Below are 14,491 nucleotides of genomic sequence, written 5' to 3'. Positions count from 1 at the left end.
TCCATCCGGGCTACGGCCTTGAATGCTCATGCATGGCCGCCGCCAAAATCTGCATGCCTGTGTGCGGAGTACCGATCCGCTCTGCCCGATATTTACGCAAGCGCTAGACTTTAGTCCCCAACGTACAATCCTGAATACAGTTTCACTTGCCGAGGATTCTCTCGTCGTTATAGTCCGCCCCAATAGCTCAAAGAAGCTTGTTCAAGGGAGAGAACGATATGGATAACGTATTTTCTGGTGCATTGCGAATTGCGATTGGCGCAGCGGCGACGGGCGCATTGTTGGCAGCCTCTAGCCCGGCCTTTGCGGCCGATCCGATCAGGATCGGCGTGATCGCGGAAGCGCAGGCGATTGCCGGCGCATCGATCCCGCAGGCTGCACAACTTGCTGCAGACGAGATTAACGCCGCCGGTGGCGTCGACGGCCGCAAGATCGAGATCATCGGCTACGACAACCACTCCTCCTCGGCAGACTCGGTGCGCGCCTTCCAGCGCGCTGTGAACGAAGACAAGGTCAACGCGGTCATCGCGAGCTATATCAGCGAAGTAGTGCTGGCGCTGGAGCCGTGGGCTTCGCGGCTGAAGACGCCGTTCGTCACGCCCGGTGCGGCCTCCAACGAGATCAGCAAGAGTGTCCACGCCGATTACGAGAAGAACAAGTACACCTTCCACGGTTACCTGACCTCGGCGGCACTTGCGCTCTCGGTCTGTGACGGCGCCAAGGACCTGCTGGTCGACAAGCTGCACATGAAGACGGCCGTCATCATGAGCGAGGACGCCGCCTGGACCAAGCCGCTCGATGTCGGCTACCAGGAGTGCCTGCCCAAGATCGGGCTGAAGGTGCTCGACCACATCCGCTTCTCGCCCGACACCACCGACTTCACCCCGATCTTCAACAAGATCGAAGGTTCAAAGCCCGACGTGATCATCACCGGCATCTCGCATGTCGGCGTGCAGCCGACGGTGCAGTGGAAGAACCAGCAGGTGCCGATCCCGATGTTCGGCATCTCCTCGCAGGCCACCAACGAGACCTTCGGCAAGGACACCAACCAGGCGGCCGAAGGCGTGCTCTATCAGGGCGTCTCCGGGCCCGGCGTCGCAGTGACGCCGAAATCGGTGCCGTTCGCGGAAAACTTCAAGAAGAAGTTCGGCAACTACCCGTCCTATGCCGGCTACACCTCCTATGACGAGGTCTATTACATCGCCGATGCCGTGAAGCGCGCCGGCTCGACCGATGCCGACAAGCTGGTCGATGCGCTGGAGAAGACCGACTGGGAAGGCACCATCGGCCGCGTCCAGTTCTACGGCAAGGACGATCCGTTCACGCACTCGATCAAATACGGCAAGGGCCTGATCACCGGCCTGATGCTGCAATGGCAGGACGGCAAGCAGAGCGCGGTCTGGCCCAAGGACGTCGCGAAGGTCGACATCAAGTTCCCAAGCTTCATCAAGCTCAGCAACTGATCGGAAATGCTCCCGGGACCACCTCCCGGGAGCTTTCACTTGCCGCCCTCCGCAGCACTTTCCCTCAAAGCGGCAGCCTGACTGCCAGCCATAGACGGATAGCCAATCCTAGATGCGAGCTTTCCAAATTCTGATCGATGGCTTTGCCATCAGCGCTCTCTACGCCCTCGGTGCCACCGGCTTCACGCTGATCTTCGGCGTCTCCGGCGTGCTCAACCTCTCCCACGGTGCCATCATGGTGGCGGCAGCGGTAGCGGCCTGGGCCGCGGCCAGCGTGCTTGGTGTCGGCACCTATGCCGGCGCCCTGATCGGGGTCGGGGTCGCCCTCCTCGCCGCCTTCGCCACTTACTTCGCGGTGGTGAAGCCCATCCAGGACTCCCGGCGCATTCCCAATGAGGAGAAAGAGATCTTCGTCCTCACGGGCACGCTGCTCTGGGGCATTATGATCCAGGAGCTGATCGCTTATTTCTTCACCAACAACGCCAAGACGGTGCTGCCGATCGTCGAAGGCGTCGTCGACGTGCTTGGCGTCCGCACGCCGAAGAACGAGATTTTTACGGCGATCGTGTGCTGCCTCGTCATCGCACTGCTGTGGCTGCTGGTGAACCGTACCCGCACCGGCAAGGCGGTGCTGGCGGCCTCGATGAACCCGCGCGGCGTGACGCTGCTCGGGCTCGAGCTTACCAACATCTACATCGTGGTCTGGGGAATTTACGGCATCCTCGCCGGCATCGCCGGCGTGCTGCTCGGCATGTTTTTGGGCGTCAGCTCCTACAGCGTGGGGCCGCTGACCGCGAGCGCGTTCTCGATCGTCGTGCTCGGCGGCCTCGGCAGCGTCTCCGGCTCGCTGATCGCGGCCTTCGTGGTCGGCTATCTCGAGACGCTGACGGCCTACCTGGTCTCGCCGGCCTACCGCACCATCCCTGCGCTCCTGCTGCTCGTGTTCGTGATGTACATCCGGCCCCAGGGCCTTCTGGGGAGGCGCTGAGATGGCGAGCTTCTTTACCTCGCGCCTGTTCTTTATCTCGCTCGCGCTCGTCGTGATTGCGGCGACGCTGCCGCTCTATGTCTCCGGCTATGTGCTCGGACTGCTGACTGTCGCGTTCTACTTCGGCGTGTTCGCGATGTCCTGGGACCTCTTGTTCGGCTTCGCCGGCGAAGTGAACTTTGGACCGACCTTCCTGATCGGCGTGGGCGCCTACACCGCCGGCATCCTCAATGCCCAGTTCGGCTGGTCGGTTTATCCTTGCATCGTGTTGGGAGCGCTTGCCTCCGTCATCGCGGGCCTGGTGCTGGCGCTGCCGGCACTGCGCGTGCGCGGGCCGTATTTCGGCCTGACCACGCTGGTCGCGGTGCTGATGCTGCAAAACTTCATCGTGGTATTCGCCGACCTCACCGGCGGCGAGATCGGGCTAACCATCCCCGACGTCATCACCATCAACGCCGGCGCGAATTACTGGATCGCGCTCGGCTTCATGACAATCTCGGCGGCGATCCTCTACGGCCTTTCGCAATCGCCGGTCGGGCTCGTGCTGCAAGCCAGTGGTCAGGATCCGGTGCAGGCCGGCGCGCTCGGCTTCAACATCATCAAGCACAAGCTCGCGGCCTTCATCGTCAGCGCGTTCTTCTCGGGCCTGTCAGGCGCGCTGCTGGTGTTCTACTTCGGCACCGCTTCGGTCGGCACCGTCGTCGACGTCGCGGTCGGCGTCAACGTGATCGTCTCGGCCGTGCTCGGCGGCCGGCGCACCGTGCTCGGCGCGGCGCTGGGCGCGATCTTCCTGATCGTGGCCGGCGAATTCCTGCGCCCGACCGGCGAACTCGCGACCTTCATCGTCTCGGCGGTCGCGCTGCTCGTCGTGCTGTTCTTTCCCGGCGGCTTCCTCGGAGCGGCCCTCTCGCGCGAGGCTCGCTCGTGATGGATCAGAGGCTTTCCAACCCGCCCGTGCTCGAAGTCCGCGGCCTGACCAAACGGTTCGGCGGATTGACGGCGGTGAAGAACCTCGGCTTCGAGGTCAACAGCGGCGAGATCTTTGGCCTGATCGGGCCGAACGGCTCGGGCAAATCCACCGCGATGAAGAGCGTGATGGGCATCGAGCGCCCGACTGCCGGCGAAGTCGTCTTCGAGGGGGAGAATGTCGCTGGCCTCCCCGCGCACAAGATCGCGCGCAAGGGCTTTGGCATGGTGTTCCAGCACTCGCGGCCGCTGAATCGGCAGACCGTGCTGGAAAACATCATGGTGGCGCTGCTACCGGACAGCCTGTTCATGCTGTTCCCCGACAAGGCGCTGGTCGAGCGCGCCAAATGGATCGCCGACCGCGTCGGCTTGGGCTCCGTGATGAACCGCCGCCCGCCGACGCTGCCCTTCGCCGATTTGCGCCGGCTCGAACTCGCAAAGGCGATCGCGCGCGACCCGAAGGTCGTGCTGGTGGACGAGCCCTTCGCCGGCCTGACGCGCGCCGAGGTCGACGTGTTCTCCAACCTGATCCGCAGTTTTCGCGACGAGGGCCGCGCGGTGATGCTGGTCGACCACAACGTCAAGAGTGTCGCGGCGCTGGTCGACCGTGTGCTCGCGATGTATCTCGGTGAGGAGATCGTCACGGGCAAAGCCGAGGACGTCATGAAGAACGAGACCGTGCGGCGGGTCTATCTCGGCGGCGCGCTGGAGACCCACGCGCGGCCGGAGACCAGCTTCAAGGACAAGGTACCGCTGCTCCAGGTCGAGAATGTCAGCGTGTTTTATGGCAAGGCCCAGGCGCTGGAGAACGTCTCGATCCACATCCACGAGGGCGAGTTCGTCTCCATCGTCGGCCTCAACGGCGCCGGCAAGACCACGCTGTTCAACACCATCTCCGGCTTCCTGCCCTATAGCGGCGAGATCCTGCGCGGCGGCGGAAAGCTGCGCGGCACGAGCCCAGCCAAGATCGCCCGCAGCGGCCTGGTGCAGTGCCCGGAATCGCGCGAGCTATTCGGCGAGATGAGTGTGCGCGAAAACCTCGATCTCGGCGGGCAACATCTCGACGACGAAGCCCGCGCCAAGCAACTCGCCTGGCTGTTCGAGCTGTTTCCGATCCTGAAGGAGCGCCAGGGCCAGCTGGCGCAGACGCTCTCCGGCGGCGAGCAGCAGATGCTCGCGATCGGCCGGGCGCTGATGATGCAGCCGCAGATCCTGATCCTGGACGAGCCGACGCTGGGGCTCGCACCCGTCATCCTCGAGTTGCTGTCCAAAGCGCTGGAGCGGCTGCGTCAGACCACGTCAATCACCGTGCTGCTCGGCGAGCAGAACGTGACCTTCGCGCTACCGCATGCCGACCGCGTCTACGTGCTGGAGCATGCCAGGATCGTCTGGGAGGGCGATCCTGGCCGCTTCGCTGCCGAGGCCGGTGCCGATTTTCTCTAGCTCGCGTATCAACAAAAACAACGAAGGGAAACGACCATGCGATCATCGACGATTTTGGCGAGCAGCCTCGTTACATCCGCGCTGGCGTTGTGCCTCGCCGCCCCCGCCTACGCACAGTCGAACGATCCGATCAAGATCGGCGTCATTGCCGAGGTGCAGTCGATCGCAGGTGCTGCAACGCCCGGCGGCGCCCAGATCGCCGCAGACGAGATCAATGCCAAGGGCGGCATCCTCGGCCGCAAGGTCGAGATCGTCACCTATGACAACAAGAGCTCCTCGGCCGATTCGGTGCGCGCCTTCCAGCGCGCCGTGAGCGAGGACAAGGTGTCCGCCGTGATCGCGAGCTATATCAGCGAAGTCGTGCTGGCGCTCGAGCCCTGGGCGGCGCGGCTGAAGATGCCGCTGATCACGCCGGGCGCCGCCTCGAACGAGATCACCAAGGCGATCCACAACGACTATGAAAAGAACAAGTACACCTTCCACGGCTATCTGACCTCCGCAGCGCAAGCCCAGATCGTCTGCGATGCGGCCAAGGATCTCCTGGTCGACAAGATGCACATGAAGACCGCCGCGATCATGAGCGAGGACGCCGCATGGACCAAGCCCCTCGACGTCGGCTACGAGGCCTGCCTGCCGAAGGCCGGGCTGAAGGTCGTCGAGCATGTGCGCTTCTCGCCTGATACCACCGACTTCACGCCGATCTTCAACAACATGGAAAGCAAGAAGCCGGACGTGATCGTGACCGGCATCTCGCATGTCGGCGTGCAGCCGACGGTGCAGTGGAAGAACCAGCAGGTGCCGATCCCGATGTTCGGCATCAGCGCGCAGGCGCTGAGCCCGACATTCTGGAAGGACACCAATGGCGCCGCCGACGGCGTGCCGTCGCTCGCGGTTTCGACGCCCGACGTCGCTGTGACCTCGAAGACGAAGCCGTTCGCGGCGGCCTTCAAGGCCAAGTTCGGCACGCCGCCGGCCTATACCGGTTATACCGCCTATGACGAGGTCTACATCATCACCGACGCCATCAAGCGGGCCGGCTCGACCGATCCGGACAAGATGGTCGCCGAGATGGAGAAGACCGACTTCGAGGGCACGATCGGCCAGATCAAGTTCTACGGCAAGGACGACGAGTTCACCCACGGCATCAAGTCCGGCCCCGGCGCGGTGACCGGCCTCGTCTTCCAGTGGCAGGACCAGAAGCAGGTGGTGGTCTGGCCGGAGAAGATCGCGGAAGGCAAGCTGAAGTTTCCGAACTTCGTGAAGCTGTCGCAGTAAGAGGCAGAAGAACGTCTTCGCAAGCGCGTGATGCCCGGGCCTGTCCCGGGCATTTCGTTTTGCGGCGATGCGCCCCGAACTGAGGCACTCTTGCAAATTTGGCAGGGTCGATCAAAGTAAGGACAGCACGCAGGCAGCTCCAAGAATCTGCGGCTCATCAAGGAGGACGCATGCTCCCCTATGTCGCCCACGACCCTCGCTTCGACCGGCTGGTCTTCGGCCACGTCAATCTCGAAAAGCTCACCAGCGGTTGCCGCTGGGCCGAAGGCCCCGCCTACTTTCCGGCCGGGCGCTACCTCATCTGGTCCGACATTCCGAACAACCGGATGATGCGTTTCGACGAGACCGACGGATCGGTCTCGGTGTTCCGCTCGCCCAGCTTCAATTCCAACGGCAACACGACCGATCGCCAGGGGCGGCTGGTCAGTTGCGAGCATTTCATGCGGCGCGTCACCCGGACCGAGCACGACGGCTCGATCACCGTTCTGGCGGACGCGTTCGAGGGCCGCCGGCTGAATTCGCCCAACGACGTCGTCGTCAAGTCCGACAATTCGATCTGGTTCTCCGATCCGACTTACGGCATCGACAGCGACTATGAAGGGCAGCAAAGCCCCTCCGAGATTGGTGCCTCCAACGTCTACCGGATCGACGGCAGCTCCGGTGCCATCACGCGCGTCGTGTCCGATCGGGTGCAGCCCAACGGACTGGCCTTCTCGCCGGACGAAAACCGGCTCTACGTCGCCGACACCGGCGCGACGCATGTCCGCGGGCTGCCGCCGACGATCTGGTCTTATGAGGTCAAGGGACAGGCAATCGGAGAAGTCTCGCTGTATGCCACTTGCACGGACGGGCTCTACGACGGCTTCCGCTGCGACATCCATGGCAACATCTGGACGTCGGCCGGCCGCAGCGTGTTCTGCTACGCAGCCGACGGGACGCATCTCGGCACGATCCCGATCGGCGAGATCGTCGCCAATGTCTGCTTCGGCGGCCCGCGCCGCAACCGCCTCTACATCTGCGGGCAGACCTCGCTGTATTCGATCTTTCTCAACACGCGGGCGGCGGTGTAAGAGAACGATCGCGATGAAGCAGAACGTGTCGCGTCAACTCGTGACGCGTTCGCCGCGACCGTAGACCAGCAGCATCATAATGATGACCAGGCCGTAGATCACCTGGCGGCCGGCCTCGGGCATGTCCATGATCGACAGCACGCTGTTGAGAAGCACGATCAGCACGACGCCGACCAGCGTGCCGAGATAACGGCCGCGGCCGCCGAGAATGTTGGTACCGCCGATCACGACCGCCGCGATCGACGGCAGCAGATAGGCATCGCCCATGCCCTGATAGGCCTTGGTGGAGTAGCCGGCGAGCAGAACGCCGGCGAGCGCGGCTGCGACCCCGCACAGCACGAAGCAGATCACGGTGATGCGGCGGGTGTCGACGCCGGCCAGATACGCGGCCGCCTCCTTGTTGCCGATGGCATAGACGTAACGGCCGAGCGCCGTGCGCTGGAGAACGATGGTGACGAGCACCGACGCGGCGGCCCAGACGAACAAGGCGTTGGGAATACCGAGCGTGCGGTCGCCGGCGAGCATCCGCATCAGGTCGGTGGCGGCGGTCTGCGGCGCGTAGCCGCCGGTATGGGCGACCATCAGGCCGCGCATCACCGCGTTGACGCCAAGCGTGAAGATCATCGAGGGCACGCGCAGATAAGCAACGCCGATGCCGTTGACGAGACCGACCAGAACCCCGACCCCGAGCCCGACCGGAATTGCGAGCGGCCCGCCGATCGATGTCGCCATCATGGCGGCGGCGGCGAGCGTCCACGGCACCGACAGGTCGATCTGGGCGATCAGGATCACCATCATCATCCCGGCGGCCACGATGCCCAGAAACGCACCGATCTGGAGCTGCTGCAACAGATAAGTCGGTGACAACAGCGGCGCGCTGCCGAAGCGCGCAAATGTGTAAATCGTGCCCGCCACCAGGATGACGAGGATGAACAGCGCCGCGATCAGGATCGGGCGGTCATCGCGCGAGAGACTGAGTGAGGCCGAACTCATCGGAACAGCTCCAGCGTGTTCTTGACGCGCAGGACGCCGAGCGCGCCGATGCTGACCGCGGCAAGCAGGATCAGGCCCTCGAACAGCGGTTGCAACAGCGGCGCGATGTCGAAGATGCGGAAGAAGAACGAGATGACGCGCAAGACCATGGCGCCGAAGATCGAGCCGATCGCGCTGCCGGTCCCGCCGAGCAACGACGTGCCGCCGATGACGACAGAGGCGATGGAGTTGAGCGTGTAGGCGCCGGCCTGCGGGATGTCGGCATTGCCTGAGGATGTCTGGATGGCGAGGAACAGGCCGCCACAACCAGCGAAGAATCCGGCGAGCGTGAAGGCCGCAATCTTGGCGCGCTCGATCGGAAGGCCGGACATGTAGGCTGCGCCTTCAGCCGAGCCGACCGCATAGACGGCCCGGCCAAGCACGGAGCGCCGGAACGGTACCCAGACCAGCAGGGCAATCAGGACCAGCAGCACGAACGGCACCGGGATCCAGGCCACCGGCGCAAACCAGCTGGCTGCGCCATCATCAAAGATATGGACGGTCGCGGCGAAGTCTCCGAGCGAATTGGTCAGCGCCCAGTTGAGATCCTCGTCGATCTTGCCGCCCGGCGTCGGCCGCAGGAACAGCGCGATGCCGATATAGACCGCGCCGGTCGCGAGCGTCGCGATGATCGGCTGGATGCGTCCATAGACGACGACGCAGCCGTTGACGAAACCGGCCAGTGCGCCGATCGCGAGGCACACGACGATCCCGAGCAGGATGCCGCTCACCCCGCCGGGAAAGGTGCCAAGACCGATTTGCAAGCCGAAGATGTCGAGATGCAACGGCGCGCCGCCCGCCACCCCCGTGAGCAGATAGCTCGCGAAACAGCCCACCATGGTCATGACGGCGCCCACGGAGAGATCGAGCCCCGACGCCAGCACCGGCACGGTCTGGGCCATCGCCAGCATGGCGAGCGCAAATATCTCGTCGCCGTTCTGCACCAGAACCGCCGACGAGAAGCCCTTGGGGTGGGCGAAGTTGTAGAGCAGATAGAGGATGGAGAACAACAGGACGGCGGTGACGATGCCGATGTTCTGGCGAATCCTGATGGCGATATCGTCAAGCATGGGCGACCCCGACAGCGCCCGGTGTCGTGGCGTCGATATTCAGCGCGCTCGCGATGATGTTGGTCTCGGTGAGCCCGTCGCCCTGAAGCTCGCGCACGATGCGCCCGTCATACATGATCGCCACCCGGTCGCAGCAGCCGATGAGCTCGTCGTAGTCCGTCGAGTAGAACAGGATGGCGGCGCCCTGGTCGGCGAGCTCGCGCATCAGCCGGTAAAGCTCCTGCTTGGTGCCGACGTCGATGCCGCGCGTGGGATCATTGAGCAGGATGATGCGCGGATCGGTCATCAGCCATTTGGCGAGAACGACTTTCTGCTGGTTACCGCCGGAGAGCGTGGAGACCGCGTCGCCGGGGGCGCCAATCTTGATCTGCAGCCGCGCGATGGCGCGCTTGATCTCATGATTCTCGCGCGCGCGGTCGACCAGCGGTCCGGTCGAGATCGCGTCGAGCGAGGCGATCACCAGATTGTCGGCGATCGACATCGGCAGCATCAGCCCTTCAGTCTTGCGATCCTCCGGCACGAGCGCGATGCCGACCGATTTCGCCGCCGCCGGAGATCCCGGACGCACCTCGCGGCCTTCGACGGTGACTTGCCCGGAGACGCCGCGCAGCACCCCGAACAGCGCCAGCAGCAGAGATTTCTGGCCCTGGCCGTCGAGCCCACCGAGGCCGACGATCTCGCCGGCGCCGACGCTGAGCGATATGCGGTCGAGGCTCCTGTCCCAGCTCAGATTATCGATGGCCAGCACCGGCTTCGGAGCTCCCCGTGCCGGCTTGGGCGGATACTGGGTTGCGATGTCGCGCCCGATCATGAGCTGAACGATATCGGCGGTCGAGCGTCGGCCCTTGTCGAAGGTCTCGATATGGCGACCGTTGCGAAACACGGAGGCGCGGTCGGCGAGCGCCTCGACCTCGTGCATCCGGTGCGAGATATAGAGAATGGCAACGCCCTCGGCCTTGAGCCGTGCCAGCATGGCGTACACCTTCTCGACGTCGGCACTGGTGAGGGCCGATGTGGCTTCGTCGAGGATCAACAGCCGCGGCTTCTTGCCGAGCGCCTTGGCGATCTCCACCACCTGACGGCGCGACAGCGGCAGATCGCGCACGCGCATCAGGGGATTGACGTCCTCGCATCCGATCTCGGCCAGGAGCTCCTCGGCACGGCGGCGCTGCGCCCGCGCGTCGATGAGGCCGAACCGGCGCGGCGGCGACGCGATCGAGATGTTGTCCGCGACCGAGAGGTCGGGCATCAGCGACAATTCCTGGAAGATGCAGACGACGCCGGCTGCATTGGCCGCGGACGGCGTCGCGAAGCTCACATCGTCCCCACCGAGCCGCATGGTGCCGGCATCAGGCTGCACAACGCCGGCGATGATCTTGATCAGCGTCGACTTGCCGGCGCCGTTCTCCCCCAGCACCGCGTGGATCTTGCCGCGCTCGCACGCGAAATCGACGCCTTCGAGCGCGCGTACACCGGCGTAACGCTTGGAAATTCCGGACAAGGTGAGGAAGGCGGGTTGGCTCGAGGTGGCCTCCGGCATGGCGAGGCTCACGCGGCCGCGGCCCGGCGAAGGCCGGGCCGCAACCGGGACATCTCCAGTGTGCTCACTGGGTGTTCTTTTCGCTCTGCGACATGATCTCCGGCGCCGTGAAATTGACGCCACACGGCGTGAACTGGTTCGGCGCGAAGAAGTTTGCGTTGAGGTCCGGCCAGTAATTGGTGCCGGGCTTGAGATCCTTGTAGGTCGCGACCGGGATCGGAATCGAGATGAGCTGCGGCATGACGTTGCCTTGCAACGCGGAGATCGCCGCCTTGGTGGCGATGGCGACCAGCGCCGGGGACTGGCCGTAGGACATGCCCTTGAGCCCGTCCTTGGCGTGATCGGCGATCTGCTTGCGGTACTCGTTCTCGCCCTCGCCCGACATCGGGACGAAGGGGTGCTTCGCCGACATCAGCGCCTGCACGGTGCCGTCGGAGCCGCCTTGCGTGAACACGCCGTCGAAATGGCCGTGCACCGCAAGCGCGTCCGCCGTCACCTTCTGCGAGGTGCCGGTGTCCCAATTGCCGACCACTTCCGTGATCTTGAAGCTGTTGCCCGGAGCTTCCATGACCTCGCGGAAGCCGAGATGACGGTCGCGGTCGACCGAATTGCCCGGCAGGCCGCGAACCTCGAGGATGTCTCCCGCCTTCTTGCCGCTCTCATCGATGAGCCATTTGGCCGACATGCGGCCCATTTCCTTCTGGTCCTCGTTGACCATCATCACCTTGTCGGTGTCGAGGACGTTGTCGAAGGGCACCACGACCACATTATTCTTGTCGGCGAGCCGGATGATGCGATCAAAACCATCGGGGGCGACCGCGATGGTGACGATGGCGTCAAAACCCTGATTGATGAAGTCCTCCATCGCGCCGAGTTGCGCTGCAACATCGGTGCCGGTCGAGACGACCTTGAACTCCTTGATGTTCTCCTTGATGCCCGGCTGCGCGGCAAACGCCTTTGCGGTCTTCACCATCTGGATGCGCCAGGTGTTGCCGACGAAGCCGTTGACGAGCGCGATCTTGTACGGGCCGGGCTTCTTGGCCCACTGGAAAAACTTGGTTTGGGAAGACCAGGGCTTGAAGCATCCGGGATCGGCGCCCGGACCGGATACGACCTTGGGCCCTGCCAACGCACTGACCGAGGACAGCAACAGGCCAGCGCAAGCCAGCCCCGCAAAACGAAGCGTCCACACCATGTCTCTACCTCCCTGAGCTTTGTGTTCCACCCTTAACGCGGCGCGATGGCCAAGCCGGGAATTGAGCTTCCCGTGCAATTTGCCCCGCTAGGATGGCACGCAACCTCCGACGCACACAAGCCGGATGCCGGTCGCAAGCCTGGCCCGCGGCGACCGCGCGGGAGCGAAACCATCACAATTGCGGGAGACGATGTCGTGTTGCGGCGAAGCTGAAAGCACACGCACGACAAGCGGATGTTCGCGTCCGGCATGATGCAGAGCAATCGAACGGTCCATGGGCGAGGGACAGCGGAGCGGTGTCTTCCCGAGCGCTCCGCAAAAAGAATGATACTCAGTGAAAAATGCCGATCCGATCACGGACGGCCGCGATTTGCCTGGTGCGGTGCATGTTGACTTTCACAGGCGCCCTCCAAATACTCGCCAAAAAACTAAAGCCAGTCGCAAACGACGGTTCGGAGGGAGGGATAGGATGCCGACTTCACGCAGGCAGCTGCTGAAGGGTACAGCGGCTGCCGCCGCCACACTCAGCCTCGATTGGACAAGGGCCCAGGCGCAAGCCGAGACATTGCGCATGGGTGTGATCTACGATCTCACCGGCCCGTTTGCCGCGGGCGGCTCGGTCGCCTCATCCGTCGGAACGCAGATCGCGATCGATCTTGTCAACGAGAAGGGTGGCATCGGCGGCAAGACCAAGATCGCGCCCGTCGCCGCCGACTCCCAGAGCAAGGCCGATGTCGCCATCAACGAGGCCGAGCGGCTTATCAGCCAGGAAAAGGTCGACATCATCAACGGCGTCTTCTCCAGCGCGCACGCCGTGCCGATGGCGGCGAAGGTCGAACAGCAGAAGAAGATCCTCTGGATCACGACCGCGGTGTCGACCGCCGTGTTCAAGGACAAGAACCTGCAATACGTCTTTCGCGCGCAGATCCACTCCGACCAGTACGGCCAGGCCTTCGCAGGCTTCATCGCCGAGCACGCCAAGACCAAGCTCGGCATGGAGCCCAAGGAGGTCAAGGTTGCGCTGATCCACGAGGATGGTCCCTATGGCGTGGGTGTCGCAGCCGCCGACGAGGCCTATGCCAAGGAGGCCCGCATCCAGGTGGTGCTGCGCGAAGGCTATTCGGCCTCCGCGCCCGATCTCTCGGTGCTCGTGACCAAGCTCAAGCGCGCCAAGGTCGATGTGATCTCGCACGCCGGCTACAACCCCGACATCACCCTGTTCCTGCGCCAGGCGCGCGAGAGTGGACTTCGGTTCAAGATGCTGTTCGGTGCGGGAGCCGGTTACAGCCAGCTCGACAAGCTGCGCACGGCCTTCGGCGCCGACATCGACAATTTCTGCAACATCGATCCGGTGCCGGCCCAGCTGCTCGACCCGTCGAAGCTTGCGCCCGGCATGGGTGATTTGATCAAGACCATGGTCACGCGCTACCAGGCCAAGACCGGCGCCACCGACGTGCCGCCGCACTGCTCGATGGGCTTCAACCAGACCTGGGTGCTGCTCAACAACGTGCTGCCGGTGGCAAAAGAGAAATACGGCAGCTTCGAGCCGGAAGCCATTCGCAAGGCCGCGCTCGACGTCGATATCCCTCCCGGCGGCACCATCCAGGGCTACGGCGTGAAATTCTTCCCGCCGGGCACGCCGCTCTCGGGCCAGAACGAACGCTCGACGCCGGTGGTGATGCAGAATGCCGGCGAGCACATCTCCGTGGTGTGGCCGACCAACATCCGCACCCAGGACCCGGTGTTTCCGCTGCCGAAGGGATCGACTTACGGGACGTAGTCGTCCCGTCATAGCGGCAGTAGCTCTCCCCGAGAGGGAGAATAGCTCGCTGCACGAGTGGCGTTGTAGTTGACGCTATTTGCAGCCAATGGTCATTGCTTTCGCGCTGTAGTTGGATTTTCGACCGTCGATCAACTCGCACAGGTTGTGAAGCGAAGTCTTATTGAAACAAAAAACTTCTAGAATGTGATCTGGATAATCAGCGCTGCTTCAATTTCCTACGTACAAGCCGATCAGCCAATCGCGTCAGGTTGGCTCAACCGGCAAATCGGCTCGCATTTCGAAGCCGTCCAGCGCGGACCAGACATTTTCAGAAACTGAATTCCAGCGATGGGGGTGACCATGCCCGCCATATTCGAAATGCTCTACAAGGAATATTGCCGCGCTCGCCTTGCCGAGATGCGCAAGCAGCTTCTGCTCACGGGTAAACATCCAAAACTCTTTCTGCCGGACGATGATCCCGCCGATCCGGACAGGATGGATCCGCAGCAAGAAGCCGAATTGAAGCGCGCGCGGGAATAATCGCGCCACGGCAACAATATTTGGAAAGGCAGCACATTTTCAGGAGGCAACATTGAATACGCCGGAATTCTATGCTGCGTCTATTGCCTGCCTCTCTTGCCTGACCATTGTCATGATGATGGCTGTCGGAGCCTGGTAGGCGGCGAG

Annotated in this window: 12 protein-coding genes; 8 read left to right on the top strand and 4 right to left on the bottom strand. The window is 63.4% G+C overall.

Features of this window, described 5'->3' with window-relative positions; translation table 11 throughout:
* Nucleotides 1-218 precede the first annotated feature (218 nt).
* The 6 genes from ABIA96_RS14060 (at nt 219) to ABIA96_RS14035 (ending at nt 7,205) form a co-directional block, all read left to right on the top strand.
* Nucleotides 219-1,463: an ABC transporter substrate-binding protein gene (locus tag ABIA96_RS14060; protein ID WP_354137636.1), complete on the top strand. Its 1,245-nt coding sequence runs from the start codon at nt 219-221 to the stop codon at nt 1,461-1,463.
* Between the two features lie 112 nt (nt 1,464-1,575).
* Nucleotides 1,576-2,451: a branched-chain amino acid ABC transporter permease gene (locus ABIA96_RS14055; protein WP_148778570.1), complete on the top strand. Its 876-nt coding sequence runs from the start codon at nt 1,576-1,578 to the stop codon at nt 2,449-2,451.
* 1 nt (nt 2,452) lies between these two features.
* The gene (locus ABIA96_RS14050) at nt 2,453-3,379 is read left to right on the top strand and encodes a branched-chain amino acid ABC transporter permease (RefSeq protein WP_354137635.1); all 927 of its coding nucleotides are present in this window, start codon (nt 2,453-2,455) and stop codon (nt 3,377-3,379) included.
* A complete protein-coding gene (locus tag ABIA96_RS14045) occupies nt 3,379-4,860 on the top strand; it encodes an ATP-binding cassette domain-containing protein (protein ID WP_354137634.1) in 1,482 nt (493 codons plus the stop codon). The genes ABIA96_RS14050 and ABIA96_RS14045 overlap by 1 nt, the downstream gene beginning before the upstream one ends.
* 36 nt (nt 4,861-4,896) lie before the next feature.
* Complete coding sequence (locus ABIA96_RS14040) at nt 4,897-6,135, top strand: ABC transporter substrate-binding protein (protein ID WP_354137633.1); 1,239 nt, start codon at nt 4,897-4,899, stop codon at nt 6,133-6,135.
* Nucleotides 6,136-6,305: 170 nt separating this feature from the next.
* Nucleotides 6,306-7,205 carry an SMP-30/gluconolactonase/LRE family protein gene (locus ABIA96_RS14035; RefSeq protein ID WP_354137632.1) on the top strand — a complete coding sequence of 300 codons (900 nt, stop codon included), beginning with the start codon at nt 6,306-6,308 and terminating at the stop codon, nt 7,203-7,205.
* A gap of 33 nt (nt 7,206-7,238) precedes the next feature.
* Here ABIA96_RS14035 and ABIA96_RS14030 read toward each other — a convergent pair whose 3' ends face one another.
* The 4 genes from ABIA96_RS14030 to ABIA96_RS14015 form a co-directional block, all read right to left on the bottom strand.
* Nucleotides 7,239-8,198 carry an ABC transporter permease gene (locus ABIA96_RS14030; protein ID WP_354137631.1) on the bottom strand — a complete coding sequence of 320 codons (960 nt, stop codon included), beginning with the start codon at nt 8,196-8,198 and terminating at the stop codon, nt 7,239-7,241.
* Nucleotides 8,195-9,307 (bottom strand): ABC transporter permease, encoded by a 1,113-nt coding sequence (locus ABIA96_RS14025; RefSeq protein WP_354137630.1) that lies wholly within the window; start codon nt 9,305-9,307, stop codon nt 8,195-8,197. The genes ABIA96_RS14030 and ABIA96_RS14025 overlap by 4 nt, the downstream gene beginning before the upstream one ends.
* Nucleotides 9,300-10,847 carry a sugar ABC transporter ATP-binding protein gene (locus ABIA96_RS14020; protein ID WP_354137629.1) on the bottom strand — a complete coding sequence of 516 codons (1,548 nt, stop codon included), beginning with the start codon at nt 10,845-10,847 and terminating at the stop codon, nt 9,300-9,302. Before ABIA96_RS14020 ends, ABIA96_RS14025 begins: the two co-directional genes overlap by 8 nt.
* 64 nt (nt 10,848-10,911) lie before the next feature.
* Nucleotides 10,912-12,042: a sugar ABC transporter substrate-binding protein gene (locus ABIA96_RS14015; protein WP_354137628.1), complete on the bottom strand. Its 1,131-nt coding sequence runs from the start codon at nt 12,040-12,042 to the stop codon at nt 10,912-10,914.
* Nucleotides 12,043-12,511: 469 nt separating this feature from the next.
* On the opposite strand from ABIA96_RS14015, the gene ABIA96_RS14010 reads away from it, so the two are divergent.
* Both ABIA96_RS14010 and ABIA96_RS14005 read left to right on the top strand, forming a co-directional pair.
* Nucleotides 12,512-13,822 (top strand): ABC transporter substrate-binding protein, encoded by a 1,311-nt coding sequence (locus ABIA96_RS14010; RefSeq protein WP_354137627.1) that lies wholly within the window; start codon nt 12,512-12,514, stop codon nt 13,820-13,822.
* Nucleotides 13,823-14,152: 330 nt separating this feature from the next.
* Complete coding sequence (locus ABIA96_RS14005; RefSeq protein WP_354137626.1) at nt 14,153-14,344, top strand: hypothetical protein; 192 nt, start codon at nt 14,153-14,155, stop codon at nt 14,342-14,344.
* Nucleotides 14,345-14,491 lie beyond the last annotated feature (147 nt).

Origin of the sequence: Bradyrhizobium sp. LB11.1, from assembly GCF_040549385.1 — a bacterium.
In the GTDB taxonomy this organism is placed as follows: Bacteria; Pseudomonadota; Alphaproteobacteria; order Rhizobiales; family Xanthobacteraceae; genus Bradyrhizobium.
This window is presented reverse-complemented; position numbering and strand designations above follow the sequence as displayed.